Annotated in this window: 31 protein-coding genes and 1 riboswitch; of the genes, 9 read left to right on the forward strand and 22 right to left on the reverse strand. The window is 70.7% G+C overall.

Features of this window, described 5'->3' with window-relative positions:
• Positions 1–39 precede the first annotated feature (39 nt).
• The 6 genes from Q1V88_RS16715 to Q1V88_RS16740 form a co-directional block, all read right to left on the reverse strand.
• A complete protein-coding gene (locus Q1V88_RS16715) occupies positions 40–759 on the reverse strand; it encodes a HAMP domain-containing sensor histidine kinase (RefSeq protein WP_300682468.1) in 720 nt (239 codons plus the stop codon).
• A 27-nt stretch (positions 760–786) separates the two neighbouring features.
• Positions 787–1422 (reverse strand): RNA methyltransferase, encoded by a 636-nt coding sequence (locus Q1V88_RS16720; protein ID WP_366914096.1) that lies wholly within the window; start codon positions 1420–1422, stop codon positions 787–789.
• A gap of 157 nt (positions 1423–1579) precedes the next feature.
• Positions 1580–1963 (reverse strand): 50S ribosomal protein L20, encoded by a 384-nt coding sequence (rplT, locus tag Q1V88_RS16725; RefSeq protein WP_300682470.1) that lies wholly within the window; start codon positions 1961–1963, stop codon positions 1580–1582.
• 58 nt (positions 1964–2021) lie between these two features.
• Positions 2022–2216 (reverse strand): 50S ribosomal protein L35, encoded by a 195-nt coding sequence (gene rpmI, locus Q1V88_RS16730; protein ID WP_300682471.1) that lies wholly within the window; start codon positions 2214–2216, stop codon positions 2022–2024.
• 62 nt (positions 2217–2278) lie between these two features.
• Positions 2279–3019 (reverse strand): translation initiation factor IF-3, encoded by a 741-nt coding sequence (gene infC, locus Q1V88_RS16735; protein ID WP_366914097.1) that lies wholly within the window; start codon positions 3017–3019, stop codon positions 2279–2281.
• A gap of 169 nt (positions 3020–3188) precedes the next feature.
• Complete coding sequence (locus tag Q1V88_RS16740) at positions 3189–3692, reverse strand: SseB family protein (protein ID WP_300682473.1); 504 nt, start codon at positions 3690–3692, stop codon at positions 3189–3191.
• Between the two features lie 39 nt (positions 3693–3731).
• Between Q1V88_RS16740 and Q1V88_RS16745 the strand changes: the two genes are divergently transcribed.
• Positions 3732–4958 (forward strand): amino acid deaminase/aldolase, encoded by a 1227-nt coding sequence (locus Q1V88_RS16745; protein ID WP_300682474.1) that lies wholly within the window; start codon positions 3732–3734, stop codon positions 4956–4958.
• On the forward strand, positions 4948–5502 hold the full coding sequence (locus tag Q1V88_RS16750; protein WP_300682476.1) for a 4-amino-4-deoxy-L-arabinose transferase: 555 nt from the start codon (positions 4948–4950) through the stop codon (positions 5500–5502). Before Q1V88_RS16745 ends, Q1V88_RS16750 begins: the two co-directional genes overlap by 11 nt.
• Here Q1V88_RS16750 and Q1V88_RS16755 read toward each other — a convergent pair.
• From Q1V88_RS16755 to gcvT, 15 genes are all read right to left on the reverse strand, one after another.
• Positions 5459–6733 (reverse strand): glycoside hydrolase family 6 protein, encoded by a 1275-nt coding sequence (locus Q1V88_RS16755; protein WP_300682477.1) that lies wholly within the window; start codon positions 6731–6733, stop codon positions 5459–5461. The genes Q1V88_RS16750 and Q1V88_RS16755 overlap by 44 nt on opposite strands.
• A gap of 32 nt (positions 6734–6765) precedes the next feature.
• Positions 6766–7242 carry a PH domain-containing protein gene (locus tag Q1V88_RS16760; protein WP_300682478.1) on the reverse strand — a complete coding sequence of 159 codons (477 nt, stop codon included), beginning with the start codon at positions 7240–7242 and terminating at the stop codon, positions 6766–6768.
• Positions 7226–8095: an ATP phosphoribosyltransferase gene (hisG, locus tag Q1V88_RS16765; RefSeq protein ID WP_300682479.1), complete on the reverse strand. Its 870-nt coding sequence runs from the start codon at positions 8093–8095 to the stop codon at positions 7226–7228. The genes Q1V88_RS16760 and hisG overlap by 17 nt, the downstream gene beginning before the upstream one ends.
• Positions 8096–8104: 9 nt before the next feature.
• Positions 8105–8368: a phosphoribosyl-ATP diphosphatase gene (locus Q1V88_RS16770; RefSeq protein WP_300682480.1), complete on the reverse strand. Its 264-nt coding sequence runs from the start codon at positions 8366–8368 to the stop codon at positions 8105–8107.
• Between the two features lie 25 nt (positions 8369–8393).
• Entirely contained in the window at positions 8394–8900 is a 507-nt protein-coding gene (gene ribH / locus Q1V88_RS16775) for a 6,7-dimethyl-8-ribityllumazine synthase (protein WP_300682482.1), read from the reverse strand.
• Entirely contained in the window at positions 8897–10171 is a 1275-nt protein-coding gene (locus Q1V88_RS16780; protein ID WP_300682483.1) for a bifunctional 3,4-dihydroxy-2-butanone-4-phosphate synthase/GTP cyclohydrolase II, read from the reverse strand. Before Q1V88_RS16780 ends, ribH begins: the two co-directional genes overlap by 4 nt.
• Positions 10168–10758, reverse strand: a complete 591-nt coding sequence (locus tag Q1V88_RS16785; RefSeq protein WP_300682484.1) for a riboflavin synthase — start codon at positions 10756–10758, stop codon at positions 10168–10170. Before Q1V88_RS16785 ends, Q1V88_RS16780 begins: the two co-directional genes overlap by 4 nt.
• Complete coding sequence (ribD, locus tag Q1V88_RS16790) at positions 10758–11837, reverse strand: bifunctional diaminohydroxyphosphoribosylaminopyrimidine deaminase/5-amino-6-(5-phosphoribosylamino)uracil reductase RibD (RefSeq protein WP_300682486.1); 1080 nt, start codon at positions 11835–11837, stop codon at positions 10758–10760. The genes Q1V88_RS16785 and ribD overlap by 1 nt, the downstream gene beginning before the upstream one ends.
• A gap of 98 nt (positions 11838–11935) precedes the next feature.
• Positions 11936–12088, reverse strand: a riboswitch (FMN riboswitch).
• A gap of 107 nt (positions 12089–12195) precedes the next feature.
• Positions 12196–12855, reverse strand: coding sequence for a ribulose-phosphate 3-epimerase (gene rpe / locus Q1V88_RS16795; RefSeq protein ID WP_300682546.1), 660 nt, complete (start codon positions 12853–12855; stop codon positions 12196–12198).
• 48 nt (positions 12856–12903) lie between these two features.
• Positions 12904–13410, reverse strand: coding sequence for a dihydrofolate reductase (locus tag Q1V88_RS16800; protein ID WP_300682487.1), 507 nt, complete (start codon positions 13408–13410; stop codon positions 12904–12906).
• Positions 13403–14197 carry a thymidylate synthase gene (locus tag Q1V88_RS16805; protein WP_300682488.1) on the reverse strand — a complete coding sequence of 265 codons (795 nt, stop codon included), beginning with the start codon at positions 14195–14197 and terminating at the stop codon, positions 13403–13405. Before Q1V88_RS16805 ends, Q1V88_RS16800 begins: the two co-directional genes overlap by 8 nt.
• A 116-nt stretch (positions 14198–14313) precedes the next feature.
• Positions 14314–16116 carry an OmpA family protein gene (locus Q1V88_RS16810; RefSeq protein ID WP_300682490.1) on the reverse strand — a complete coding sequence of 601 codons (1803 nt, stop codon included), beginning with the start codon at positions 16114–16116 and terminating at the stop codon, positions 14314–14316.
• A gap of 150 nt (positions 16117–16266) precedes the next feature.
• Positions 16267–17109, reverse strand: a complete 843-nt coding sequence (locus Q1V88_RS16815; protein ID WP_366914098.1) for a PhzF family phenazine biosynthesis protein — start codon at positions 17107–17109, stop codon at positions 16267–16269.
• A 39-nt stretch (positions 17110–17148) separates the two neighbouring features.
• Positions 17149–17358, reverse strand: coding sequence for a hypothetical protein (locus Q1V88_RS16820; RefSeq protein WP_300682491.1), 210 nt, complete (start codon positions 17356–17358; stop codon positions 17149–17151).
• Entirely contained in the window at positions 17358–18488 is a 1131-nt protein-coding gene (gcvT, locus tag Q1V88_RS16825) for a glycine cleavage system aminomethyltransferase GcvT (protein ID WP_300682493.1), read from the reverse strand. Before gcvT ends, Q1V88_RS16820 begins: the two co-directional genes overlap by 1 nt.
• A gap of 30 nt (positions 18489–18518) precedes the next feature.
• Here gcvT and Q1V88_RS16830 point away from each other — a divergent pair, with 30 nt between their 5' ends.
• Positions 18519–20015: a leucyl aminopeptidase gene (locus Q1V88_RS16830; protein WP_300682494.1), complete on the forward strand. Its 1497-nt coding sequence runs from the start codon at positions 18519–18521 to the stop codon at positions 20013–20015.
• A 34-nt stretch (positions 20016–20049) separates the two neighbouring features.
• Entirely contained in the window at positions 20050–21834 is a 1785-nt protein-coding gene (gene sucB, locus Q1V88_RS16835) for a 2-oxoglutarate dehydrogenase, E2 component, dihydrolipoamide succinyltransferase (protein WP_300682496.1), read from the forward strand.
• Positions 21835–21837: 3 nt separating this feature from the next.
• On the opposite strand, the gene Q1V88_RS16840 is transcribed toward sucB, so the two are convergent.
• Positions 21838–22338, reverse strand: coding sequence for a hypothetical protein (locus Q1V88_RS16840; protein WP_300682498.1), 501 nt, complete (start codon positions 22336–22338; stop codon positions 21838–21840).
• A gap of 161 nt (positions 22339–22499) precedes the next feature.
• Here Q1V88_RS16840 and lipB point away from each other — a divergent pair, with 161 nt between their 5' ends.
• The 5 genes from lipB (at position 22500) to glnA (ending at position 26883) form a co-directional block, all read left to right on the forward strand.
• Complete coding sequence (gene lipB / locus Q1V88_RS16845; RefSeq protein ID WP_300682499.1) at positions 22500–23234, forward strand: lipoyl(octanoyl) transferase LipB; 735 nt, start codon at positions 22500–22502, stop codon at positions 23232–23234.
• A gap of 4 nt (positions 23235–23238) precedes the next feature.
• Entirely contained in the window at positions 23239–24195 is a 957-nt protein-coding gene (lipA, locus tag Q1V88_RS16850) for a lipoyl synthase (protein WP_300682500.1), read from the forward strand.
• 17 nt (positions 24196–24212) lie between these two features.
• The gene (locus Q1V88_RS16855) at positions 24213–24917 is read left to right on the forward strand and encodes a DUF4191 domain-containing protein (RefSeq protein ID WP_300682501.1); all 705 of its coding nucleotides are present in this window, start codon (positions 24213–24215) and stop codon (positions 24915–24917) included.
• A 12-nt stretch (positions 24918–24929) separates the two neighbouring features.
• Positions 24930–25343 (forward strand): RDD family protein, encoded by a 414-nt coding sequence (locus tag Q1V88_RS16860; RefSeq protein ID WP_300682502.1) that lies wholly within the window; start codon positions 24930–24932, stop codon positions 25341–25343.
• A 118-nt stretch (positions 25344–25461) separates the two neighbouring features.
• Positions 25462–26883, forward strand: a complete 1422-nt coding sequence (glnA, locus tag Q1V88_RS16865) for a type I glutamate--ammonia ligase (protein WP_300682503.1) — start codon at positions 25462–25464, stop codon at positions 26881–26883.
• Positions 26884–26985: the final 102 nt, after the last annotated feature.

Here is a 26985-nt window from a genome sequence, read left to right on the forward strand (position 1 = left end):
CGTGGTGAACCCGGATCTCGCGCGTGGTGAACCCGGATCTCAGTCGTGCCAGGCGGGCCAGGCCACCCGCAGCCGTGCTCCCCCACCCGGACGGTCGTCGATCGCGATGGTGCCGCCGTGAGCGGCGACCAGTCCCCCGACCAGGTAGAGCCCCAGACCGGTGCCCGGGCTGCCCCCGCCCTTCCAGTACTTGGTGAAGACCCGTTCGCGCAGCTCGGGGTGGATGCCGTCGCCCTCGTCGTCGACGGTGAGCAGCAGCTGGTCCTCACCGGCGGCGAGCGTGATCGTCACCGTCCCCTGCCCGTGCCGTACGGCGTTGTCGGCCAGGTTCGTCACGACCTGGGCGAACTTGTCGGGATCGGCGTCGATCGAAGGCAGCGCGTCGGCGGCGACCAGGACGATCTCGCGCGAGGTGGAGATCGCGATGTTGTCCACCACCCGGCGCACGATCGGCTCGGGCTCGGTCGGGCGCCGGTGCATCTGGAGCCGGCCGGTGTCGATCCGGGCGACGTCGAGCATCTCGGTGATCAGCCGCGAGAGCCGGTCGGCATCGACCAGGGCGGTGGTGAGCATGAACTTCTTCTGCTCGTCGGTGAGCTTGTCCCACCGGTTGAGCACCGCCTGGACGAACCCCTTCATCCCGGTGAGCGGACTGCGCAGCTCGTGCGCCAAGGTGGCGACGAGGTCGCTGCGCTCCAGCTCCCACTCGGCCTCGCCGGAACGTTCGGGTGCACCCGGCCCACAAGCCTCGTCGGACATGGCCCACACCCTAGTCTGGGTGACGACTCAGCGCTGGGCGCGAGCGCTGGCGTAGAGGCACAGCGCGGCCGCGGTGGAGAGGTTGAGGCTCTCGGCGGCACCGAAGATCGGGATGGAGACGACATGGTCGGCAGCGGCCGCTAGCTCGGCCGGCAGCCCCCAGGCCTCGTTGCCGAACAGCCAGGCCGTGGGCCGGGACAACAGCTCGTCGGCGTCGAAGAGGTCGGCGTCGCCGTGCATGTCGGCGGCCAGCACGGTGAGACCGGCCTCCTGGGCCGCGGCGACGGCGGCCAGCGGGTCACGCTCGATCGCGACCGGCAGGTGGAAGGCACTGCCGACACTGGCCCTGATCGTCTTGGGGTTGTACAGGTCCACCGAGTCACCGGCCAGGACCACCGCGTCGGCACCGGCGGCGTCGGCGCACCGGATCACGGTGCCCGCGTTGCCCGGGTCGCGTACGTCGGCACAGATCGCCGTCAGACGCTGCGCGCCGAGGGTGCGCTGCGGGACGTCCAGGAAGGCACACAGCGCAACCACGCCGGCCGGGCTGACCGAGTCCGACAGGCCCGCGATCGCGCGGTCGTCGACCAGGGTGACGTCGAGGGAGGCGAGCAGGTCGGCGTACTCGTGGACGGCGTCAGGGGTCGCGAAGACCTCCTGCACGCAGTCAGGGACGCCGAGGGCTCCTTCGACGGCCTTGGGGCCGTCGGCAAGGAAAAGCCGCCGCTCCGATCGAACGGAGCGGCGGCTGAGTTTCCTCAGCTCCTTCAGGCGCGCGTTGCTTGCGGCGAGAGGAGCAGATGACATACGTCAGGCTGCGTCAGCTGGCGGCCGGAGCGTTGACGTCGGCCGGGAGGGCAGCCTTGGCAGCCTCGACCAGCGCGTTGAACGCAGCGACGTCGTTGACGGCCAGGTCGGCCAGGATCTTACGGTCGACCTCGATGCCCGCCAGGCCGAGGCCCTGGATGAAGCGGTTGTAGGTCAGGCCCTGCGCACGCGCGGCGGCGTTGATGCGCTGGATCCACAGGCGACGGAAGTTGCCCTTGTTCTTGCGGCGGTCGTTGTACGCGTAGACCAGGGAGTGGGTGACCTGCTCCTTGGCCTTGCGGTAGAGGCGCGAGCGCTGGCCGCGGTAGCCCTCGGCACGCTCGAGGGTGGTACGACGCTTCTTGGCAGCGTTTACTGCGCGCTTGACGCGAGCCATGGTGTTACTCCTTCAGAATGGGAAAGTCGAAAAGCCGGCCACAGGGGCCAAGCGGAAGTCAGCGACCGAGAAGCTTCTTGGCGCGGGGCACGTCGTTGGCGGATACCTCGACGGTGCCGGTCAGGCGACGGGTGACCTTGGAGGCCTTCTTCTCGAGGTTGTGGCGCTTGCCGGCCTTCTCGCGAAGGATCTTGCCGGAGCCGGTCACCTTGAACCGCTTGCCGGCGCCGGAGTGGCTCTTGTTCTTCGGCATCTCAATCTCTCTCTCGTGCGGGGAAAAAACGTGGGCGTCGGGGAATGACGCTCACTGGTGGATCACAGGTCGATGTCGAGGTCCAGGGCCTCGTTGCGACGCTTGGCCTTCTTCTGCGCGACCGGCTTGTCGCCGGCCTGCGCGGTGCGGAACTCCTGCTCCTCGGCGGCGTCGGCGGCGCGCTCGGCGGCCTTCTCCTCCTTGGCGGCAGCGATCTCGACCTTGGCGTCAGCCTTCTTCTTGGTCGGACCCAGCACCATGATCATGTTGCGGCCGTCCTGCTTGGGCGCCGACTCGACGAAGCCCAGCTCGATGACGTCCTCGGCCAGCTTCTGCAGCAGGCGGAAGCCGAGCTCGGGACGGTGCTGCTCGCGACCACGGAACATGATCGTGATCTTGACCTTGTCCCCGGCCTTCAGGAACCGCTCGACGTGACCCTTCTTGGTGTCGTAGTCGTGCTGGTCGATCTTGGGACGAAGCTTCATCTCCTTGATGATCACGTTCGTCTGGTTGCGGCGCGCGTCACGGGCCTTCTGGGCGTTCTCGTACTTGAACTTCCCGTAGTCCATGAGCTTGCAGACCGGGGGCTTGCCCTGCGGGGCGATCTCGACGAGGTCGAGGTCAGCCTCCTGCGCAAGGCGCAGCGCATCTCCCGTCGGCACGATGCCGACAGTTTCACCGTTGGGACCAACGAGGCGGACCTCGGGAACCCGGATCCGGTCGTTGATACGAAGCTCAGTACTGATGTGTCCTCCAAGTGGACGAAGTGGATGGGGCAAACAAAAAAGGGCTCCTGCACGCAAGCAGAAGCCCTACAGGCATGCACTGGCCTCAACGACCAACGCACTGCCACGCATTCCCTGTGTTGCCCTGGAATGCAGGTCCTGACCCGACGATCTGATGACGCTTCGACCGATGCGGGTGGGAAGACCGACAGATCCTCCACTTGTGTACTCGAAAGACAGTACCGGATCACTCAGCGCCGGGACGAATCCACGCCGACCCCTCGCCCACCCGGACCAGCTCCCAGTCCGAGGCGAGGGCGACCAGGTCGTCGCCCTCGATGGGGAAGAGCACCGGTCCGGTCAGGTCGAGCACGATCGCGGTAGCCCCGTCCTGCAGTGCGGCCCGGGCCGCGTCACGGGCGGTGACGGCCACCGGCCGGGCGTCGGCTTGCCACTGTTGCATCGTGGTCAGGCTGGTGAAGGCGAGCAGCGCCTGACGGCCATCGGCCCCGGTGATCAGCACCGTAGCCATGTCGGCGGTCTTGTCGTGGGCGCGACCGTGCTCGTCGATCTCCATCTCGCCCAGCACCGCGACCACCGGGACCAGCACCCGCGCCGTGCGGAGCGCGGCGAGGACGTCGTACGCGTTGGCGGTGCCGGCTGCCAGGCCCGCCAGCGCTCCGGTCAGCGCCTGGTCGGCGTCGCCGTGGTCGTCGGGGAAGGCCGGGGCCAGGATGTCGCGGTCACGCACGCGGCGATTCTCCCATCCCACATGGAAGACTGCTGATTCGTGGGCACGCTTCCGGCAGACGCGATCGAGCGCAACAGGCTCTGGCACCGACTCTCCGCGGCGGTCAACGCCCAGGCGACTCCCCCGCCGACCCCCGTGATGGTGGTCGATCTGGATGCCTTCGACGCCAACGCCGCCGACCTGGCCCGCCGCGCCGCCGGTACGCCGATCCGGGTGGCGTCGAAGTCGCTGCGGGTCCCGGCCCTGATCTCCCGCGCCCTGGCCACGCCCGGCTTCGCCGGCATCCTCGGCTTCACCCTGGCCGAGGCGCTGTGGCTGGAGGAGCAGGGGCTCAGCGAGGACATCGTGGTCGCCTACCCGAGCGTGGACCGCGGCGCCCTGGCCCGCCTGGTCGCCTCCCCCTCGGCGGCCGCGCACATCACCCTGATGATCGACTCGGTCGACCACCTCGACGTGATCGACTCCGTGCGCGCCTCGCGTGCCGTGCCAATCCGGGTCGCGATCGACCTCGACGCCGGCCTCGACCTGCACCTGACCCGGGTGGGGCCGCGCCGCTCGCCGCTGCGCGAGCCGCAGGACGCGATCGCCCTGGCCCGCACCGTCACCGGCCGGCCGGGGTTCCGCCTGGTCGGGGTGATGACCTACGAGGGACAGGTCGCCGGGGTGCCCGACGACGTCCCGGGCCAGCGGCTCAAGTCGGCGATCGTGCGCCGGCTCAAGGACCGCTCCATCGTCCAGCTGCTCGACCGGCGCCGCGAGGTGGTCGACGCCCTGGGCGGCCTCACCGACCTGGAGTTCTGGAACGCCGGCGGCTCGGGCTCGATCGAGAGCTCGGCCTCCGACCCGGTGGTCACCGAGGTCACCGCCGGCTCGGGCCTGCTGGTGCCCGCGCTCTTCGACCACTTCCGCAGCTTCGCTCCCCGCCCCGCCGCGTTCTTCGGGCTGCCGGTCACCCGTCGACCCGACGCCGCCACGGCGACCGTGCACGGTGGCGGCCTGATCGCCTCGGGCCCGGTCGGCCCCGACCGGGTGCCGGTCCCGTGGGCGCCGTACGGCCTCGAGCTGACCGGCCTGGAGGGCGCGGGCGAGGTGCAGACCCCGCTCACAGGCGAGCCGGCCCGGCACCTGCGGATCGGTGACCTGGTCTGGTTCCGGCACGGCAAGTCCGGCGAGCTCTTCGAGCACACCACCACCGCGCACCTCCTCAGCGGCGACCGGATCGTCGACTCGGTGCCGACCTACCGCGGGCACGGCCTTGCCTTCTGAGTCCTCCGCACCGCCCACCCAGGTGCTCGTCATCGACGGACCCGCCGGTGCCGGCAAGACCACCCTGGCCGCGGCACTCGCGCTGCTCCAGGACTGCGTGATCGTGCCGATGGACCTGCTCTACGACGGCTGGGAGGGTCTGGAGGCCGGGGTCGCGCAGGTCGAACGGCTGCTCGCCGACCTCGACGCCGGCCGTACGCCGACCTACCGGCGCTACGACTGGATCGCGGGCGCCTACACCGAGACCGTCACCGTCCCGGCGACTCCGCTGCTCGTCATCGAGGGGGTGGGCTCGGGCGGCACCGAGCGGCGTGCCGACTGCCTGGTCTGGATCGATGCGCCGGCCGACGTACGCCGGCAGCGGGCCGAGGCTCGCGGGGACTTCGCCGACCAGTGGGAACGCTGGGCCGAGCACGAGCGAGCCCACTTCAAGCGACGTCGCACCCGCGATCGCGCCGACCTGATCCTGGACTCGACCCGGGAGGACCTGGCCGCCGAGCTCAGCCGAACGGGGTGGTTCGTGCGACCTGGAGCGAGCGGCTGAGCGAGAACGGCGAGGCCTGCCGGATCAGCCACGGACGGCCGAACCAGAGGTAGGCATCGACGTTGGCGGCGGCGAACTGGCTCTGGGCCTGGCTCAGCCCCAGCCGGGTGTCGGTGACGTTCGCGGTCGGCGGCAGGCCGAGGGTGTCGCACAGGGTCTCACTCGCACTGGTGCAGGTCGCGGCGTTGTCGAAGTCGGCCTTCGGGTGCTTGGCGCGGTGCTGCAGCCAGGTAAACGCCTTGCCGTTGTCGGCGGTGTCGATCACGGCGTGCTTGTCGGTGATCCCCTGGGACGCCAGCGCCGTGATGATCTGCTGGGCGTAGTCGAGGTTGTCGGCCACCGAGCTGTAGTGGGTGGCGCCCAGGGCGAAGCCGCGGGTGTACTGGATGCCGGCGGCGGTCAGCACCGGGATGATCTTGCTCATCGAGAGCCAGTCGGAGTCCGAGGCGTCGAGGTAGACGCTGGTGCGCGGCAGCGCCGACAGCCTCTGGGCGGCGTAGCGGACCAGCGCCAGCCGGGTCGCCGGGTCCTTGGTGCGCTTCTCCCAGGAGTTGTTCGGGATCGCGGCCAGGCCGAGGTCCGGTTCGAGCACGATCGCGGTCCGGGCGTTGCCGATCGCCGTCGCCGCGGCGTCGATCCAGGCCTTGTAGTCGGACTGCTGGCGCGCGCTCAGCGCCGTGCCGCGGGCGTTCTCGCCTCCGACCCAGATCCGGAACAGGGCCAGCTGGACGAGGGTGTCGGGGCCGTTCTCCTTCTGCTGCGCGGCGATGGTCTGGGCGATCGCCGGGCCGATCTTCGAGGTCGAGAAGTTCCCCGCGAACCACAGCATCCGCGGACGCAGGGCAATCTTGGCCAGCAGCGTCTTCGAGGCCCCCCGGGCGCGCTGATAGGCCGGGTAGATCCCGTTCCACGGCCCGCGGTAGACCCCCCACGGCGCGGCGGCCAGCGGGTTGGTCGCCACCGGGTCACGCTGCACCGGCTTCTTGGTGAAGCGGTGGCCGCGGACCACCACGAACGGCTCGGCCGGGCCGAGCGTCGCCGAGCGGACCGAGGTCTCGGCCGAGCTGAGCGTGGCGCTCTGCCCCGCACTCTGCCCGGCGCTGGGGACGGCCTGCGGATCGGCCGAGGAGCCGACCCTGATGCCGAGCACGACCAGGCCGACCAGGAGGGTCAGGACAACGGCGACGATGCCGACACCGCCCACGGCATGACGCTGGCGGTGAGAAGGCATGGGCGGAATGCTAACCCGAGACGGCCGCAGCCTCAGGCGGTGGCTTCCTCGGCGACCCGCCGCAGCAGCCGTACGGCGTCACGGGAGCGTCGACCGTCGGAGGCCTGGATCCCCATCGCGGAGATCTCCTCCCCGTCGGAGAGGTCCAGCCGGGCCCACGGTGCCCCGGCGGGCAGCCGGATGGCGACGATCTGGGCCCAGTCCAGCTCACGGCGCTTGTAGCCGTTGACCACGATCAGGCACTCGGCGGTGGCCGTCACCTTGGAACGGGTCAGGGCATGGACGCAGGCCAGGATCAGTGCCGCGATGAACGCCAGCGTCCACAGCTCGAAGGTGGTGAACTTGGCCTGCTCCTCGGGGCCGAGCGCAACCCAGGAGACGCCGCAGACGACCGCGAGGCCGACCACCAGGACGAGAGCGACGATCCGCGGACCCATCGGACGCCAGGTCCGGGGCAGCTCGGCCAGGGCCGAGCCGCCCACGCCGGGGCCCTCAGAGGCGGCAGGCATTGATCTCGGTGAGGAGGATGCCGCGCGCACCCAGGGCGTAGAGGTCGTCCATCAGGCGCTGCGAGCCGTGGGTCGGGACCATCGCGCGGACGGCGACCCAGCCCTCCCGGTGCAGCGGGGAGACGGTCGGGCTCTCGATGCCCGGCGTCAGCGCCACCGCAGCGGTGACCTGGGCGGCCGGGATGTCGTAGTCCATCATCAGGTAGCTGCGGGCCACCTGGACGCCCTCGATCCGGCGACGGAAGACCTCGAAGCCCTCCGGCGTCGAGTCCGTGCGGGTGATCATCACTGCCTCGGACTCCAGGATCGTCTCGCCGAAGACCTCCAGGCCGGCCTGGCGCAGCGTCGACCCGGTCTCGACCACGTCGGCGATCGCGTCGGCGACACCGAGCTGGATGGAGGTCTCGACCGCACCGTCGAGGCGGATCACCTCAGCCGAGATGCCCTGACGCTCCAGGAAGGCCAGCACGACACCGGTGTAGGAGGTGGCGATCCGCTTGCCCTCCAGCTCCGAGGTCGAGGTGAAGGCACCGGCCGGGCCGGCGAAGCGGAAGCGGCTGCGACCGAAGCCGAGCTGCATCGCCTCCTCGGCCTTCGCCCCGGAGTCCTGGAGCAGGTCGCGGCCGGTGACACCGACGTCGAGCGTGCCCGAGCCGACGTACAGGGCGATGTCACGGGGTCGGAGGTAGAAGAACTCGACGCCGTTCTCCTCGTCGATGAGGGTGAGCTTCTTGGCGTCGTCGCGCTGGCGGTAGCCCGCCTCGCGCAGCAGCTCGGAGGCGGCCACGGAGAGCGCGCCCTTGTTCGGCACCGCGACCCGGAGAAGGCCGGCGGGCGAGGGGGTGAGAGTCATGATGTGCCCTTAGAGGTGGGAGTAGACGTCGTCGAGGGAAACGCCGGAGGCGATCAGGAGCACCTGGGCGTGGTACAGCAGCTGGCTGACCTCCAGGGCGGTGGCTTCCTTGCCCTCATGCTCGGCGGCCATCCAGGATTCGGCGGCCTCCTCGACCAGCTTCTTTCCGATCGCATGGACGCCGGCGTCGAGCTCAGCGACAGTGCCGGATCCTGCGGGGCGGGTGCGGGCCTTCTCGTTGAGTTCAGCCCACAGCTCGTCGAACGTCTTCACAGGCGCCAACCCTACCGGTCCCCGATCAGCCGAAGAGCCCGCCCTTCAACTTGCGTGTGATCCGGGCGAGGGTCTGGGCGGTCTCCAGCGCCGCGGCGGCCGCCTCGTAGCCCTTGTCCTCCCGGGATCCGTCCAGGCCGGCCCGGTCCAGGGCCTGCTCGACGGTGTCGCAGGTCAGCACTCCGAAGCCGATCGCGGTGTGGTGGTCCAGGGCGATCCGCGACAGACCGTCGGTGGCCGCGGAGCAGACGTACTCGAAGTGCGGCGTGCCGCCGCGTACGACGACACCGAGCGCCACCACCGCGTCGAAGCCCTGCTGGGCGAAGGCCTGGGCGACCACCGGCAGCTCGAAGGTGCCCGGCACCCGCGATATCACCGGCGCGGCGACGTTGTGGTCGACGAAGGCGCGCTGGGCCCCGGCGATCAGGCCGTCCATGATCTGCTCGTGCCACTTGGCGGCGACCACCGCGACCCGCAGCTCGCTGCAGTCGACGGCCTCCACGACCGGGCTCGGGCGTCCAACTCCACTCATGGTGCTACTCCTGTGATCTCCAGATCGGGCAGGTCGTGTCCCATCCGATCGCGCTTGGTCCGAAGGTACGTGAGGTTGTGCTGGTTGGGGGCCGGGCGCACCGGCTCGCGCCCCTCGACCGTGACCCCGAGGTCGGCCAGCTCGGCCACCTTGGCGGGGTTGTTGGTCAGCAGCCGGACCCGGTCCAGGCCGAGACCACGCAGGATCTGCGCGGCGACGGTGTAGTGCCGGGCGTCGGCGGGCAGGCCGAGGTCGAGGTTGGCATCGACGGTGTCGCGACCGGTGTCCTGCAGCGCGTAGGCCTGGAGCTTCGCGCCCAGGCCGATCCCTCGGCCCTCATGACCCCTGACGTAGACGACGACGCCGCGGCCCTCGGCCTGGATCCGGCGCATCGACTCGGCCAGCTGGGGCCCGCAGTCGCAGCGCAGGCTGGCGAAGACGTCGCCGGTCAGGCACTCCGAATGCACCCGCACCAGCGGGGCGCCGAGGCCCGGCGTGGTGACGTCGCCGACCACCAGAGCGACGTGCTCTCCCCCGTCGAGCGTGTCGCGCCAGGCGTGCGCGACGAAGTCGCCGTACGCCGTGGGCAGGGCTGTGACAGCGACCTCGGTGACCCCGAGCTCGTGCCGGCGGCGCCAGCGGGCTAGGTCGTCGATCGAGATCATCCGCAGGCCGTGCTCGTCGGCGAAGGCGCGCAGCTCGGGTCCGCGCTTCATGGTGCCGTCGTCGTTGACGATCTCGACCAGCACGCCGGCCTCGCCGCGTCCGGCCAGCCGGGCCAGGTCGACGGCGGCCTCGGTGTGGCCGCGTCGGGCCAGCACGCCGCCGGGGGTGTAGCGCAGCGGGAAGATGTGGCCGGGTCGGGTCAGGTCGGCCGCGACGGTGCCGGGGTCGGCCAGCAGCCGGGCGGTGCGGGCCCGGTCGGCGGCGGAGATCCCGGTGGTGACGTCGGCGGCGGCGTCGACGCTGATCGCGAAGGCGGTCCGCAGCGGGTCACGGTTCTCCGTCACCATCAGGGGCAGGGCGAGCTCATCGAGCCGCTCGCCGGTCAACGGCACGCAGAGCACGCCGCTGGAGTGCCGGATGGTGAACGCCATCAGCTCCGGGGTGGCGGCGTCGGCGGCGAAGATCAGGTCGCCCTCGTTCTCTCGGTCGGCGTCGTCGACCACCACCACGGCCTGGCCGGCAGCGATCGCGGCGAGGGCGTCCTCGATGCTGTCGAGGTGCACGCTCGGCTGCGTCCCGGGGGCGGGAACACTCGCGGCGCTCATCGGGCCAGCAGCTTCTCGACGTGGCGGGCGATGATGTCGGTCTCGACGTTCACCAGCTCACCGGGCTGCTTGCGTCCCAGGGTCGTCCGGGCCAGGGTCTCGGGGATCAGGCTGACCGTCACCTCGCGGCCGGTGATCGACACCACCGTGAGGCTGACGCCGTCCAGGGCGATCGAGCCCTTGTCGACGATGTAGCGCTCCAGGCCCTCGGGCACCTCGACGGTGACCAGCTCCCAGTGCTCGCTCGGCTGACGGCGTACGACGGTCCCGGTGCCGTCGATGTGGCCCTGGACGAGGTGACCGCCGAGGCGGCCGCCGGCGGACATCGCCCGCTCCAGGTTGACCACGTCGCCCGGGGCGACCCCGGCCAGCGAGGTCTTGGCCAGCGTCTCGGCCATCACGTCGGCGGTCCAGGTGCCGGTCGGCTCCAGGGCCGCGGCGGTCAGGCAGCAGCCGTTGACGGCGATCGAGTCGCCGAGCCTGACGCCGTCGAGGACGTCGGTCGCGGCGATCGTGAGGCGGATCGCGTCGCCCTGGTCGGTGATCTCGGCGACGGTGCCGAGCTCTTCGACGATTCCGGTGAACATCAGGGTGCTACCTCCTGCGGTTCCAGGGTGAACCGCACTGTGGGTGAGTCCTCGCCGGCGCCGGGCAGGATCGTCACGTCGGTGACGGTCGGCCGGAGAGCGTCGGCAAGGGTGGAGACTCCGAGATCGCCGACCATCGCGGGTCCGGCGCCGAGGAGCAGGGGTGCCACGTAGACGACGATCTCGTCGACGAGGCGGGCCCGGAGGAACGCAGCGGCCAGCGTCGGCCCGCCCTCCAGGAAGACATGGCGGCGCTCGGCGTCCCAGAGGGCCGCGAGTGCCGCGTGCGGGTCGCGGGTGGCGAGCACTCGGGTGGCGGCCTGGTCGTCGAGGACCCGGGCGGCGGCCGGGATCGGCCGGGTGCCCATCACGGCCCGCAGCGGCTGCGCGGCCAGCGCCACATCAGCGGCGTCGCGCACGGTCAGCGACGGGTCGTCGGCGAGCACGGTGCCGGTGCCGACCAGGATGGTGTCGGCCCGGGCCCGGAGCCAGTGCACGTCGCGTCGGGCCGCGACCGGGGTGATCCACCGGCTGGTGCCGTCGGCGGCGGCGCTACGACCGTCGAGGGTGGCGGCCGCCTTCCAGATCACCCAGGGACGCCGGCGGGCCACGGCGACCCGCCACTCCCGGTTGAGGGCCGTCGCAGCGGACGTCAGCTCGGCGCCGATCGCGTCGGCCCCCTCGACCACCTCGAGGCCGGCCGCGCGCAGGGCGTCCAGGCCACCGGCGGCGATCGGGTTGGGGTCGCGTTGGGCGATCACGACACGACGTACGCCGGCACGGATCAGCGCCGCGGAGCACGGACCCGTCCGGCCGGTGTGGTGGCAGGGCTCCAGGGTCACGACGGCGGTCGCGCCGCGGGCCCGCTCCCCCGCCGCGGCGATCGCGTCGACCTCGGCATGGGCGGTGCCCGGCCCCCGGTGGGCGCCGACGGCGATCTCGGTGCCGTTCTCGTCGAGCAGCACACAGCCCACCCGCGGGTTGGGCGAGAACGGGCCGGGCGGCACGGCAGCGGCCTGCAGCGCCCGGCTCAGCGCAGCGCGCTCGTCGGGCGTGGCCACGCTCGCCTGCTCGGTCATCCGGCCTCCTCCTGGTCGCGATACGCGAACCAGGGGGCCGAAGCGTCGCCTGCGTCGCCACGGACTCCGGGTGAGGGAGCGTCGGCGACGAGGTGATGCTGCGTGCGCTTTCCATCCGGACTCTGACCGTCGGTCCAGGACTCTCACCTGGTCAACCGCACGCTGGCTGCGCGCGGGTCGCGGACTTCTGAGTGGCCGGATGGCCCTCAGTCACCGCCGGTGCGGAATTTCACCGCCCCCAGTGCACGCGAGTTTTCACTCGTCTGTCTCGACTGTAGCGCGGCTCACAACGCCACCGGCCCCAGATGTCCCATCATGTGGAACGTCCGGGGCCGGAGTGGCTGCGACGGTGGGGCGATCAGAGCGTGGAGGCCGCTGCCGCCTTGGCGCGCAGCTCGGTGACCATCTGGTCCGGGTCGGCGGCGGAGTAGACCGCGGAGCCCGCCACGAAGACGTCGGCGCCGGCCTCGGCGCACCGCTCGATCGTCTCCAGGCTGACCCCGCCGTCGACCTGGAGCCAGCACTCGCCGCCGTGCTTGGCGATGAACTCCCGGGTGCGACGGATCTTGGGCAGGCACAGGTCGAGGAACTTCTGGCCGCCGAAGCCCGGCTCGACGGTCATGATCAGGACCATGTCGAGCTCGCCGATGATCTCCTCGTAGGGCTCGATCGGCGTGGCCGGCTTGAGCGCCATCGACGCCCGTCCCCCGGCCTTGCGGATCTCACGGGCGGTGCGGATCGGGGCCGCGGACGCCTCGGCGTGGAACGTCACCGAGGTCGCGCCCGCCTCGACGTAGCCCGGCGCCCAGCGGTCGGCGTCGGCGATCATGAGGTGCGCGTCGAGCGGGATGTCGGTCGCCTTCGAGAGCGCCTCGACCATCGCCGGGCCGAAGGTCAGGTTCGGGACGAAGTGGTTGTCCATCACATCGACGTGGATCCAGTCACTGCTCCCGATGCGCGCGATCTCCCCCTTCAGGTCGGCGAAGTCGGCGTTCAGGATGGACGGGGTGATCTGCATGTGCGACACGCAGCGAATTCTAGAAGGCCCCGCGGGGTGGGTGCCGCCTCAGGGCACCCGGCGCAGCCAGACCCGGGTCCAGTGCTCCGCGGGCTCCTCGCGTTCGAGGTGCCAGGCCTGGTCGTCGTACGCCGGGTAGCGGACGTCGCCGTCGGGGGCGAGGTGGACGCGGGTGAGCACCTGCTCGGTGGCGTACGGCATCGCGGCGGCGTAGACCTGCGCTCCGCCGGCCACCATGGTGTCGCCGGGCAGGGTGGCAGCCACAGCCAGCGCCTCGGTGATGGTGTGCGCGACGTGCACGCCCTCGGCCTGCCAGGACGGGTCGCGGGTCAGCACGACGGTGGTCCGGCCCGGCAGCGGGCGGCCGATCGACTCGAACGTGGTGCGGCCCATCACCAGGGTGTGGCCCCAGGTCAGCGCCTTGAACTCGGCCTGCTCGCCGGGCAGCCGCCACGGGATGTCGGGGCCGTTGCCGATCACGCCGTTGTCGGCGACGGCAGCGACCAGAACGACCCGGCCCAGATCGGGGGTCGCGGGGGCGTCGGGCTCAGACACTGATCGGGGCCTTGATCACCGGCCACGGGTCGTAGGCCTCGACGGCGATGTCGTCGAGCTCGAACGCGTCGATCTCGGTGATGTCGGGGTTGAGCACCAGGCGCGGCAGCGGCCGCGGGGTCCGGGAGAGCTGCTCACGGGCCTGGTCGAGGTGGTTGAGGTAGAGGTGCGCGTCCCCGAAGGTGTGCACGAAGTCGCCGACCTCCAGGCCGGTCACCTGGGCGACCATGTGGGTCAGCAGCGCGTAGGAGGCGATGTTGAACGGCACGCCGAGGAAGACGTCGGCCGAGCGCTGGTAGAGCTGGCACGACAGCTTGCCGTCAGCGACGTAGAACTGGAACAGGGCGTGGCACGGCGGCAGCGCCATCTCGTCGACCTGCGCCGGGTTCCACGCCGAGACGATGTGGCGCCGCGAGTCGGGGTTGCGCCGGATCTGCTCGATCACGTTCTTGAGCTGGTCGATGTGCTCCCCGTGCGGTGCGGGCCACGAGCGCCACTGGGCGCCGTAGACCGGACCGAGTTCGCCGTTCTCGTCGGCCCACTCGTCCCAGATCGAGATGCCGCGCTCCTGGAGCCAGCGCACGTTGGTGTCGCCGCGCAGGAACCACAGCAGCTCGCCGAAGACCGAGCGCGTGTGCACCTTCTTGGTGGTCAGCAGCGGGAACCCCTCGGCGAGGTCGACCCGGAGCTGGTGACCGAAGATCGACTTCGTCCCGGTGCCGGTGCGGTCGCTCTTCTCGACACCGTCATGGAGAACTCGTTGGAGAAGGTCCAGATACGCCTGCACGCCCCCAGCCTAGGCGGTGCGCCCCGGGTCGGGGTGCAGCCACGTCGGCGGAGGGCGCACAGGTCGTACGTCGCCGGCCTTGCTCAGGCCCGGTTCAGGCTCGGATCAAGCCTCGATCAGGCCGAGACCGTCGGCTTCACCATGTAGATGTCGGCGCGACGGTTCTTCGCCGCCTTCGCGCTGACCGGGTTCTGCATCGCCGCGGCGACCTTGACCGACTTCGCCTTCACGCCCTGAGTGGCGAGGTAGTCGACGACGGCCTGGGCACGGGCAGCGGACAGCTTGCGACTGTGCTTGCTGTTCTTGCCCGGGCCGTAGGTGTTGCCGTAGACGACCACGAGGCTTGCCTCCTTCAGGGTCGGCACCACGGAGCGCAGCGTCTTCTTGGCGCGCTTGGTCAGCCGGGAGGAGTCGAAGGCGAAGTACGCCGTCCCGGCGTGCTCCAGCTGGGCCGCGGGCGTGCTCGCCTTCGGGAAGGAGATGGCGATCGTGCCGGTGCGGACCACGCGCGGGCCACGGCTGACCGTGACCTTGCAGGAGCCGGCTGCCAGCAGCAGGACGGTGCCGCCGTTGACCTGGCAGGTGGCACGCGGCGTGGCGCTCACGGTCAGGTCGCTCTCGCCGGCACCGAGGACCGGGATCACGGCGGTGGCCTTGCCACGGCGCGGGAGCACCGGGGTCGGCCAGACCGGGAACGAGGTCGTCACTGCCGCAGCCCCGGTCTGGGTGGCGCGCAGCCGGCAGGTGCCGGCGGTGAGCAGGCGGGTCAGCGAACCCTGGACGGCGCAGACCGCCGGGGTCAGGCTGGTCACCGCGACGGTGCCGCCGACCGACGAGGTCGCCGTGGCCGCGACGGTGCCGGCCGAGAGAGGGGCGCCCGAGGGGGCGTGGAAGGTCAGCTCCGGGGTGGTGCCGTCGGTGATCGCGAAGGTCCGGGTGACCGGCGTCGCGGCCGCCCACTGGCTCGATGCGGCACGGGTGGCGGTCAGCGAGCAGGTGCCGACCGCGAGCAGGGTCACCGTCGAGGGGTCGTAGGCGACCGTCTTCTGGAAGAGGCGCGCGGCGCGCGGCAGGTTCTCGGTCACCGAGCAGACCTGCGGCGTGTTCGAGGTGACGGTGACGAAGCGCGCCGAGTCGGCCGAGACATCCAGCGTCAGCGGACCGGTGCCGAGGACCTGGGTCGTGATCGGGGCGAAGGTGATCGTCTGCGGGACCTGGAGGTAGAAGTCGAGGTACGCCGACGGGGCGGCGTCGTAGTCGTCGTTCCCGGCCTGGTCGGCCTTGATCTGGCACCACCCGGCACTGACCGGGGTGACGGTGCCGGTCGAGGTCACGGTGCACACCGAGGTCGTGGTGGAGGTGAAGGCGACCGCCAGTCCGGAGGTCGCGGTCGCGGTCAGCCCGAACGGGCCGGCGCTGACCAGGCGGTCGGCCTGGGGCGCGAGGGTGACGGTCTGGTTCGCCGCGGCGGGAAGGAGGGTGACCTCACCCGAGCAGACCGACGGGGTGGACTCGGTGACCGTCCGGTTGTCGGTGTACTGGTCGTAGATCCGGTAGCCGACGCTGGTCGGGGTCGGGCTCAGGTCTCCGAAGGAGGACCACCACGAGTAGTCCTGCGTCTGCGAGTGGCCGTTCAACGAGACAGTGTGACCGGACAGGATCTGTCCGTTCGCGGTGAGGATGGCAGGCAGGTAGCCGTTCTCCGCGGTGGTGGTCGTGGTGATCGTGACGGTGGTCGACTCACCGGGGTGGATCGCCGTGGGGCTGAAGGAGACCGAACACAAGTCCGGCACGACGGCCGAGGCCGGGGAGGCAACGAGGGCGCCACCGGTCAGGACGGCTCCGACAGCGAGGCCGACGCTGAGGATCGCGCCGAGCAGGCGGCGCGCAGGACGCACGGGAGTGCGGGATGGGGTCACGGAAGAGACTCTCTGGGAAGCAGGAGCGCCGACGGACCCGAGACGTGCGGCGCGAGGGGAACGAGAGAGCCATTCGGCACCAGATGCCGGAACTTCAGGGATTCCTCTGGGCCGGTCCCAGCGGTCTAGCGCGGACCGTCCCGGGACAGCTCAGAGGTCGACGCTGCCCAGGATCGTGGTCCGGGTGTCCCCACCGACCCAGATCGTGCCGTCGGCGTCGGTGTCGACGTGCACCCGGCCGGAGCGGCCCAGCACGGTGCCCTGCGCGGCGACGTACGACGGCGGCAGCACGCCCGAGCCGGTGAGCCAGGTCGCCAGCCCAGCGTTGAAGGACCCGGTGATCGGGTCCTCGGTGATGCCGGCGCCCCTGAAGAAGACCCGGACCTCGACCCGCGGCTCCCCCGGCGCCACCGGCTCGGGGTGGAGGCCGACGACACCGATCTCGAGGTCGCCGAAGTGGGCCAGATCGGGCTCGACGGCGAGCACGGCGGCGGCGTCGCGGAGCTGGACCGCGACGAACTCGGGGCCGTTGGCGACCCAGTTGCTGGCGACGATCTCGCTCACGTCGATCCCCAGCGAGCGGGCCGCCAGCGAGAGCTCGGCGTCGCTGAGCGGACCCGAGCGGCGCAGGGCCGGCGCAGCGAACGCCAGCCGGCCGGATCGCTGGACCCGGACCAGACCGACGCCGCACTCCTGCACCAGGGTCTCCCCGCGCGGCACACCACCGGCCTCCAGCCAGGCGTGCGCGGTGCCGAGGGTGGGATGCCCGGCGAACGGCAGCTCGCCCGATCCGGTGAAGATCCGCACCCGGTAGTCGGCCTCCGCCGTGGTCGGCGGCAGCAGGAACGTCGTCTCGGACAGGTTCGTCCAGGTGGCGAACCGAGCCATCTCGACGTCGCTGAGGCCGTCGGCGTCATGCACCACCGCGAGCGGGTTGCCACCCAAGGCGTGGGCGGAGAAGACGTCGACCTGGCGGAACGGGCGGATGCTCACCCCGCCAGTCTGGCAGGCGCCGGTGACACGCCGGTCGGGTCAGGCCGAGAGCGACATCGGGCCGTAGACCTCGCGGTCGGCCTCCAGCAGCACCACGGCCGCGACACCCTGCTCGGAGAGCTCACGCCAGAACTCCCCCACCCAGGTCTCGGCATCGGACTGCGTGGCGAACCGCTGGTCGGCGTACTCGGCGCTGACCTTCACCTCGGTGCCCGCGGCGTCCTCCAGACGCCACCACCACGGCTCCATCACGCCTCCCTGACCGAGGACGGCACGAACGGCGGCTTGGCCAGGTGGAAGACCTCCCGGCGACCACGGATGTCGACGCTCACGTCGGCCTCCGGGTTGACCACGGTCGAGATGAGCGCCATGCCGATCCCCTTCTTCAATGTCGGGCTGAACGTGCCCGAGGTGACCTCGCCGACCGGGACGTGGGCGGAGAGGAAGACCTGCTGGTGCTGGCGCGGGATGCCCCGACCGTCGGCGACGATGCCGCGCAGGATCCGCCGCGGTCCGGCTGCCTTCTCCGCCGTGACCGCGTCACGGCCCCAGAAGGCGTCCTTCTTCCACCCCACCGCCCAGCCCAGGCCGGCCTCGTTGGGGGTGGTGTCCAGGCCGATGTCCTGGCCGTGCAGCGGGTAGCCCATCTCGGTGCGCAGCGTGTCACGCGCCCCGAGCCCGGCCGGGGTGATGCCGAACTCGGCACCCGCAGCCAGCAGGTGGTCCCACAGCGCTCCGGCCTGCTCGTTGCGCACGATCAGCTCATAGCCGCGCTCACCGGTGTAGCCGGTGCGGCACACCACCACCGAGGCGCCGTCGGGCAGCGTGGCCTCGACGAAGTGCATGTAGTCATGACCCGACGGCAGGCCTGCGGCGGCCAGCGTCTCGTCGGACTTCGGCCCCTGCACCGCGATCACGGCGTCGTCGCGGTGGTGGTCGGTCAGCGTGATCCCCGCCGGCGCCTCGGCCCGCAGCCGGGCCACCACCTCGGCGGTGTTGGCGGCGTTGGGCACCAGCAGCAGGTGCTCGTCGTCGTGCAGGTAGACGATCAGGTCGTCGACGATCCCGCCGGTCGCGGCATCCAGGCAGAGCGTGTACTGCGCCTGCCCCGCGCCGATCCGACCCAGGTCGTTGGAGAGCCGCGCATCGACGAACTCCCGCGCCCCGGGCCCGGTCACGGTGGCCTTGCCGAGGTGGCTGACGTCGAAGATCCCGACCGCGTCGCGGACCGCCGCATGCTCCTTGAGCACCCCGGTCGGATAGCTGACCGGCATCGCCCAGCCACCGAACTCGGCGAACGTCGCACCGAGGGCGACATGACGCTCGTGAAGTGGCGAACGCAACATGGACGACGGCACGGACCCGGCATGCTCGGACATGCCACGAACCTAGCGCAGTACGCTGAGATTGTGACCTACGCGCTCCGCCACGCCAGCCCTGCCAAGACTCGAGCTGAAGCAGTGGTGGTGGGAGTCCTCCAGGGGGCCAAGGGCCCCGAGCTGGCTCCCGGCGGCGAGGACGTCGAGGCCGCCTTCGGGCGCCGCCTGCGTCCGCTGATGGCGACGCTGGGCGTCACCGGCAAGCCCGGTGAGGTCACCCGCATCCCGGTCGGCGAGGAGCTGGCCACCTCGCTGCTGGTGCTGATCGGTCTGGGCAAGACCGCCGATGCCGACGCCGTACGCCGAGCAGCGGGCGCAGCCGCCCGCGCCGTGCCCAACGCGACCTCGGTCGCACTCGCCCTGCCCGCCGGCTCCACCGAGCTGGTCCGCGCCGTGGTCGAGGGCTACCAGCTGGGCGGCTACCGCTACACGACGTACAAGGCCGACACCTCCAACACCGACGAGACCCCGCAGGCTCCGGCCACCGTCACCGTGCTGTCGGAGGAGTCCCGCACCCAGAAGGCCAAGGACGCCTTCGAGACCGCTCAGCTGGAGGCCGCCGCGGTCGCCACCATCCGCGACTGGGTCAATACTCCCCCGGCCGACCTGACCCCGCCGGTCTTCGCCGACCTGGTCGCCGCTGCGGCTGACGGCGTCGACCACGTCACCGTCACGATCCACGACGAGGTCGCCCTGGCCGAGCTCGGCTGCGGCGGCATCCTCGGCGTCGGTGCCGGTTCGGCTGCCGCACCGCGCCTGGTCGAGCTGACCTACACGCCGGCCGACCCGGTCGCCCACATCGCCCTGGTCGGCAAGGGCATCACCTTCGACTCCGGCGGCTACACCCTCAAGCCCGGCAGCTCGATGTCGTCGATGAAGTCCGACATGGCCGGTGCCGCCACCGTCGTGCAGGCGACCCTGGTCGCCGCGGCGCTGGGACTCCCGGTCGCGATCAGCACCTTCGCCCCGATGGCGGAGAACATGATCTCCGGCTCGGCGATGCGCCCGGGCGACGTGCTGCGGATCTACGGCGGCACCACCGTCGAGGTCTCCAACACCGACGCCGAGGGACGCCTCGTCCTGGCCGACGCCCTGGTCCGCGCCACCGAGGTCGAGCCCGACACGATCATCGACGTCGCCACGCTCACGGGTGCCATGATCGTGGCCCTGGGTGACAAGATCACCGGTGTGATGGGCTCGGACGCCACCGTCGCCGACGTGCTCGCCGCCGCTGAGCGGGCCGGCGAGCCGATGTGGCCGATGCCGATCCCCGAGCCGATCGTCGAGCGGGTCCACAGCAGCAAGGTCGCCGACCTGGCTCAGCACGACTGGATCCGCTGGGGCGGCGGGCTGTACGCCGCGGCCTTCCTCCAGGAGTTCACCGCCGGGCTTCCCTGGGCCCACCTCGATATCGCTGGACCGTCGTGGCACGGCGGCTCAGCCTCTGGACATCTGACCACCGGCGGCACTGGTGCCGCCCTGACCACCCTCGTCGAATACATCCGCACCCTGAGTGCAAAGATGTGATTCGGACGCTCACCACCCGCGAAGAAGGAAATCCATGGCCACCGAAGTAAAGCTCCCGGCGCTCGGCGAGTCCGTCACCGAAGGCACCGTCACCCGCTGGCTCAAGGCCGTTGGCGACACCGTTGCGGTCGATGAGGCGCTCCTCGAAGTCTCCACTGACAAGGTCGACACCGAGATCCCCTCGCCGGTGGCCGGCGTGGTCCTCGAGATCCGTGCCGCCGAGGACGACACCGTCGAGGTCGGCGCTGTGCTCGCCGTCATCGGTGCTGCCGACGAGGCCGGCGCTGCGCCCGCCGCTGAGGCGCCTGCCGCCCCGGCCGCCGAGACGCCCGCCGCCCCGGCTGCGCCCGCTCCCGTCGCCGAGGCTGCTCCCGCCGCCGAGGCCGCTCCCGCTGCTCCCGCCGCCGAGGCCGCTCCCGCTGCTCCTGCCGGCGAGGTCTCCGGCACCGAGGTGACGCTCCCCGCCCTGGGCGAGTCCGTCACCGAGGGCACCGTCACCCGCTGGCTCAAGGCCGTCGGTGACTCCGTCGCCGTCGACGAGGCGCTGCTCGAGGTCTCGACCGACAAGGTCGACACCGAGATCCCCTCCCCGGTCGCGGGCACTCTGCTGGCCATCCGTGCCGCCGAGGACGAGACCGTCGAGGTCGGCGCTGTGCTGGCCGTCGTCGGTGACGCCTCCGCTGCCGCAGCTGCCCCGGCCCCCGCCGCGCCTGCCGCTCCGGCTGCACCCGCCGCTCCGGCTGCCCCGGCCCCCGCCGCGCCTGCCGCTCCGGCTGCACCCGCCGCTCCGGCTGCTCCGGCTCCGGTCGCCGCTGCTCCTGCCGCCCCGGCCCCGGTCGCCGCTGCTCCCGCCGCCCCGGCTCCGGCTGCTGCCGCTCCGGCCGCGTCGTCCGACAGCGCCGGCTACGTCACCCCGCTCGTGCGCAAGCTCGCCGCCGAGCACGGTGTCGACCTGAGCACCGTCACCGGCTCCGGTGTGGGTGGCCGCATCCGCAAGGAGGACATCCTCGCTGCTGCCGCTCCGGCTCCGGCCGCCCCGGCTGCCGCTCCCGCCGCTGCTGCTCCGGCCGCCGCGACGACGTCGGCTCCGGCGCTCACCCCGTCGCCGCTGCGTGGCACCACCGAGCCGCTGTCGCGTCTGCGCAAGGTGATCGCCGAGCGCATGGTCGGCTCGCTGCAGGCCTCGGCCCAGCTCACCCAGGTGATGGAGGTCGATGTCACCAACATCGCCCGCCTGCGCGACGCCAAGAAGGCTGCCTTCCAGGCCGCCGAGGGCGTCAAGCTCACCTACCTGCCGTTCTTCACCAAGGCTGCGATCGACGCCCTCAAGGCGCACCCGAAGCTGAACGCGAACATCGACACCGAGGCCGGCACGGTCACGTACTTCGACCGCGAGAACATCGCGTTCGCCGTCGACACCGAGCGTGGCCTGCTGACCCCCGTGGTCAAGGACGCCGGCGACCTGTCGATCAGCGGCCTGGCGAAGAAGATCGCCGACGTCGCCGACCGCACCCGCCACAACAAGATCACCCCCGACGAGCTCTCCGGTGGCACCTTCACCATCACGAACCTCGGTTCGTTCGGTGCGCTCTTCGACACCCCGATCATCAACCAGCCCCAGGTCGCCATCCTCGGCCCGGGTGCCGTGGTCAAGCGCGCGGTCGTCATCGACGACCCGGACCTCGGCGAGACGATCGCGATCCGGTACATGGTCAACCTCGCGCTGACCTACGACCACCGCCTGGTGGACGGCGCCGACGCCGGCCGCTTCCTCCAGGACGTCAAGAAGCGTCTGGAGTCGGGCGTCTTCGACGTCTGATCCCTAGGCGTCCTTCACCGACACCATCTGCCAGGTGCCCCTGGTCTCGCGTAGCTCCAAGACGCGGGTCCGGGCGGCACCTGGCGGCTTTTCCGGGTCGATCAGCTCCGTCTCCCGCCCCGGGGCCACCAGATCGGCCGAGGCCACCCGGTCGGTCACCCGCAGCCGCCACCAGCCGTCGGCATGGTCGAGCACCCGCAGGCTGAGCACCTGCATCGCCAGGCCCTGCACCCGCACCCCGCGCGCTACCCATCGGCGCAGCATCCGCACGTCCACCTCGCGGGCCGGTGCGGTGGCGACGTACAGCCGCGCGAGGGCGACGGTGTCACCCTCGGCCCACGCCCGGGCCCGCTGGTCGTCCCACGCACGCAGCACCGTCGCGGCCTGCTGCTCGGGTCGCGCCCTGACCGGCTCGGCCGGGGCCCGTGTCGGGGGCGAGGGCCACAGCAGCACCACCGCCAGCCCCACCAACGCCCCGAAGGCCAGCATCGGCCACAGCCTCATCGCACCCTCGTCCCGGACACGCTCCCGGACCCGTCGACCACTCATGCGCCAGTTGTACGCCGACACGGCCTGCCTCTGCAGAAGTTATCCACAGGCGATCGCGCGCACCCGGCCCCGATCCTGCCCGGAGCCCGCGGCGTGCTCGGGCGTAGGCTGGCGGGGTGAGTGACGCGCACAACGTCCAGTTCCACGAGGTCGGCCTGATCGACTACGTCGAGGCATGGGAGCTGCAGAAGCAGGTCCACGCCCGCGTCGTCGACGGCGCCCAGCCCGACACCGTCCTGCTGCTCGAGCACCCGCCGGTGTACACCGCCGGCAAGCGTACCGACGACCACGAGCGGCCCACCGACACCAACGGCGCCCCGGTGATCGACGTGGACCGCGGCGGCAAGATCACCTTCCACGGCCCCGGCCAGCTGGTGGCGTACCCGATCCTGCACCTGCCCGACCACGTCAAGATCGTCGACTTCGTCCGGCGTCTGGAGGAGGCGATGATCCAGGTCTGCGCCCACTTCGGTGTGACCACCGCCCGGGTGCCCGGCCGTTCCGGGGTCTGGCTGGCCGCCGACGAGAAGGGCCCGGAGCGGAAGATCGGAGCGATCGGTCTGCGGGTCTCCAAGGGCGTCACCATGCACGGGATCGCCCTGAACTGCGACGTCGACCTGGACTGGTACGACCGCTTCGTGCCGTGCGGCATCACCGACGCCGGGGTCACGACGCTGAGCGTCGAGCTCGGCCGGGACGTGACGGTGGCCGAGGTGCAGCCGGTGCTGGTGGAGCGGTTCGCCGAGTACCTGGCCTGGGAGCCCTACGAGGCCACCGCCGACTACGAGGCCAAGCCGGAGCCCGCTCACGGTCCCCGAATCACGCTCCTGACCCCGGCGACCGTAGGCTGATCCCGTGACGATCGCCCCGGAAGGGCGGAAGCTGCTCCGCCTCGAAGTCCGTAACGCCGAGACCCCGATCGAGCGCAAGCCCGAGTGGATCAAGACCCGCGCCAAGATGGGCCCGGAGTACACCGAGCTCCAGCGGCTGGTGAAGTCCGAGGGTCTGCACACGGTCTGCCAGGAAGCCGGCTGCCCCAACATCTTCGAGTGCTGGGAGGACCGCGAGGCGACCTTCCTCATCGGTGGTGACCAGTGCACCCGGCGCTGTGACTTCTGCCAGATCGACACCGGCAAGCCCGAGCCCCTCGACCGCGACGAGCCCCGCCGCGTGGCCGAGTCGGTCCAGACGATGGGCCTCAAGTACGCCACCATCACCGGCGTCGCCCGCGACGACCTCCCCGACGAGGGCGCCTGGCTGTACGCCGAGACGGTGCGCGCCATCCACGAGCTCAACCCGGGCACCGGCGTGGAGAACCTGATCCCCGACTTCCACGCCAACCCCGACCTGCTGGCCGAGGTGTTCGAGGCCCGTCCCGAGGTACTGGCCCACAACCTGGAGACCGTGCCGCGGATCTTCAAGCGGATCCGTCCGGCGTTCCGCTACGAGCGCTCCCTCGACGTGATCACCCAGGCCCGGGCCTTCGGCCTGGTCACCAAGTCGAACCTGATCCTCGGCATGGGCGAGACCCGTGAGGAGATCTCGCAGGCCCTGCAGGACCTGTACGACGCCGGCTGCGAGCTCGTCACCATCACGCAGTACCTGCGCCCGAGCCTGCGCCACCACCCGATCGAGCGCTGGGTGAAGCCCGAGGAGTTCGTCGAGCTCCAGGCCGAGGCCACCGAGATCGGCTTCCCCGGAGTGCTGTCGGGTCCGCTCGTCCGCTCCTCCTACCGTGCCGGCCGGCTGTACCGGCAGGCCATCGAAGCACGCGAAGGCGCTAGCCTGAGCGCTCCCACGTCCGCCAGCTGAACCAGAAGAGTGTGAGCATGTCCCAGCTCGACCCGAGCGCGATGACCCGGCGCCAGCAGATCGCCGAGTCCTACCGCATCACCAAGCAGGCCCAGCCGAACATCCCGTTCGTGCTCGCCGGCACGTTCGTCCTCGGTGCCCTGATCGGCGGTGGCCTGTTCTGGCTGCTGCCCGGCTCGGGCATCCTGGGCTGGGCCTTCACCATCATCGGTGCTCTGCTCGGCGCGTTCCTGTTCACCGTGATCATCTTCGGTCGACAGGCCCAGAAGGCGGCGTACGCCCGGATCGAGGGCCAGCCCGGTGCTGCGATGGGCGCCCTCAACATGCTCAAGCGGGGCTGGAACAGCGAGCCCGCGGTGGCGTTCAACAAGCACCAGGACCTGGTCCACCGCGTCGTCGGTCCTCCCGGCATCGTGCTGATCGGCGAGGGCAACCCGAACCGGGTCAAGACCCTGCTGGCCGACCAGCGCCGCAAGCACGAGCGCGTCGTCGTCGACGTGCCGATCCACGAGATCATCGTCGGCAACGACGAGGGTCAGGTGCCGCTGGCGAAGCTCTCGCGCGCCGTGATGAAGCTCGGCCGCCACGTCCGGGGCGCCGACATCACCGACATCCTCAACCGGCTCAAGGCGCTCGACGCCGTGCAGGGCAAGGTGCCGATGCCGAAGGGCCCGGTGCCGACCTCGATGAAGGGCATGCGGGGCAACCTGCGCGGCCGCTGAGTCGACTGACGCATGCCGAATCCCACCTTCCCGACGGCCTCCTGGCCGCACCGGGTGCTCGCCCTGTTCATCGACTGGATCGCCTCCAGTCTGGTCGTGGCCGCCCTCGTCGGCTGGCACGACTACACCAGCCAGGGCGGCCCGGAACAGTTCTACGTCCTCATCGTCTTCCTCCTGGAGACGTCGATCCTCACGTCGCTGACGGGTGGGAGCTTCGGCAAGCTCGTCACCCGACTGCGTACGGTCCGGCTCAACGGCGACCCGCGACCGATCAACCTGCTGGGCTCCCTGGCACGCCAGATCCTGGTGTGCCTGGTGGTGCCGCCCCTCATCTTCAAGCCGGACGGCCGGGGTCTGCACGACCTCGCCACCGGCACGGCCACGGTGACCCTCGCCACCTGGCGAGGCCTGGCCGGTCGGGCCTAGCAGCAGGGCTGTTACATGTCTGAAACAATTCAGACACGGGTCCGCAACCGCTCGCTCCTAGGTTGCATTCCATCCCATCGGTTCACAGACTGCGGATGCTCGCAGTCAAGGAGGACGCATGTTCAGCACTGGCGATGAGCTCCTCAAGTTCATCAAGGACGAGGGTGTCGAGTTCGTCGACGTCCGCTTCGTCGACCTTCCCGGCATCCAGCAGCACCTCACCGTGCCCGTCTCGTCGTTCAACCTCGACCCGATGGCTTTCGACGGTTCGTCGATCCGTGGCTTCCAGTCGATCCACGAGTCCGACATGACGCTCTACCCGGACGTCACCACGGCGTACGTCGACCCGTTCCGCAAGAACAAGACGCTGGCGATGCTGTACTTCGTCCACGACCCGATCACGGGTGAGGCGTACTCCCGCGACCCGCGCAATATCGCCCGCAAGGCGCTGGCCTACCTGGCCACGACCGGCATCGGCGACACCGCCTTCTTCGCCCCCGAGGCGGAGTTCTTCATCTTCGACTCGGTGAAGTTCGCGACCGGGATGAACAAGTCGTTCTACGAGATCGAGTCCGTCGAGGGCTCGTGGAACTCCGGCGCCGACACCAACCCGGACGGCACCCCCAACCGTGGCTACAAGGTCCGCACCAAGGGTGGCTACTTCCCGGTGACGCCGACCGACGGCACGCAGGACCTGCGTGACGACATGGTCAAGTACCTCGAGCAGGTCGGCCTCCTGGTCGAGCGTGCCCACCACGAGGTCGGCACCGCGGCGCAGGCCGAGATCAACTACAAGTTCGACACCCTGCTCAAGGCTGCCGACGACGTGATGAAGTTCAAGTACATCATCCGCAACGCTGCCTGGGAGGCCGGCAAGACGGTCACCTTCATGCCGAAGCCGATCTTCGGCGACAACGGCTCGGGCATGCACGTCCACCAGTCGATCTGGGAGAACGGCGAGCCGCTCTTCTACGACGAGGCCGGCTACGGCGGCCTGTCGGACATGGCCCGCTGGTACATCGGCGGCATCCTCAAGCACGCCCCGGCGGTGCTGGCCTTCACCAACCCGACGGTCAACTCCTTCCATCGTCTGGTGCCCGGCTTCGAGGCCCCGATCTCCCTGGTCTACTCCTCGCGCAACCGTTCGGCTGCGGTCCGTATCCCGATCACGGGCACGAACCCGAAGGCCAAGCGGATCGAGACCCGCTTCCCCGACCCGTCGGCCAACCCGTACCTGGCCTTCTCGGCCCTGCTGCTGGCCGGCATCGACGGCATCAAGAACAAGATCGAGCCGCCCGCACCGGTCGACAAGGACATCTACGAGCTCCCGCCGGACGAGATGGCCGAGATCGCCCAGGTCCCCACCACCCTGGGTGACGTCCTTCAGGCTCTGAAGGACGACCACGACTTCCTCACCGTCGGTGACGTCTTCACCGAGGACCTGATCGAGATGTGGATCGACTGGAAGACGAACAACGAGATCCTGCCCGTGCAGCTGCGTCCGCACCCGCACGAGTTCGAGCTCTACTACGACATCTGAGTCGCCCCGTACGACGGCCCGCTCTGCTTCGGCAGGGCGGGCCGTGGTCGTTCCCGCAGCCCGACGTTCCTCGGGAGCACCGCCTACTACCGCTTGTCGATA

It is taken from the genome of Nocardioides sp. (assembly GCF_030150155.1).
GTDB lineage: Bacteria > Actinomycetota > Actinomycetes > Propionibacteriales > Nocardioidaceae > Nocardioides.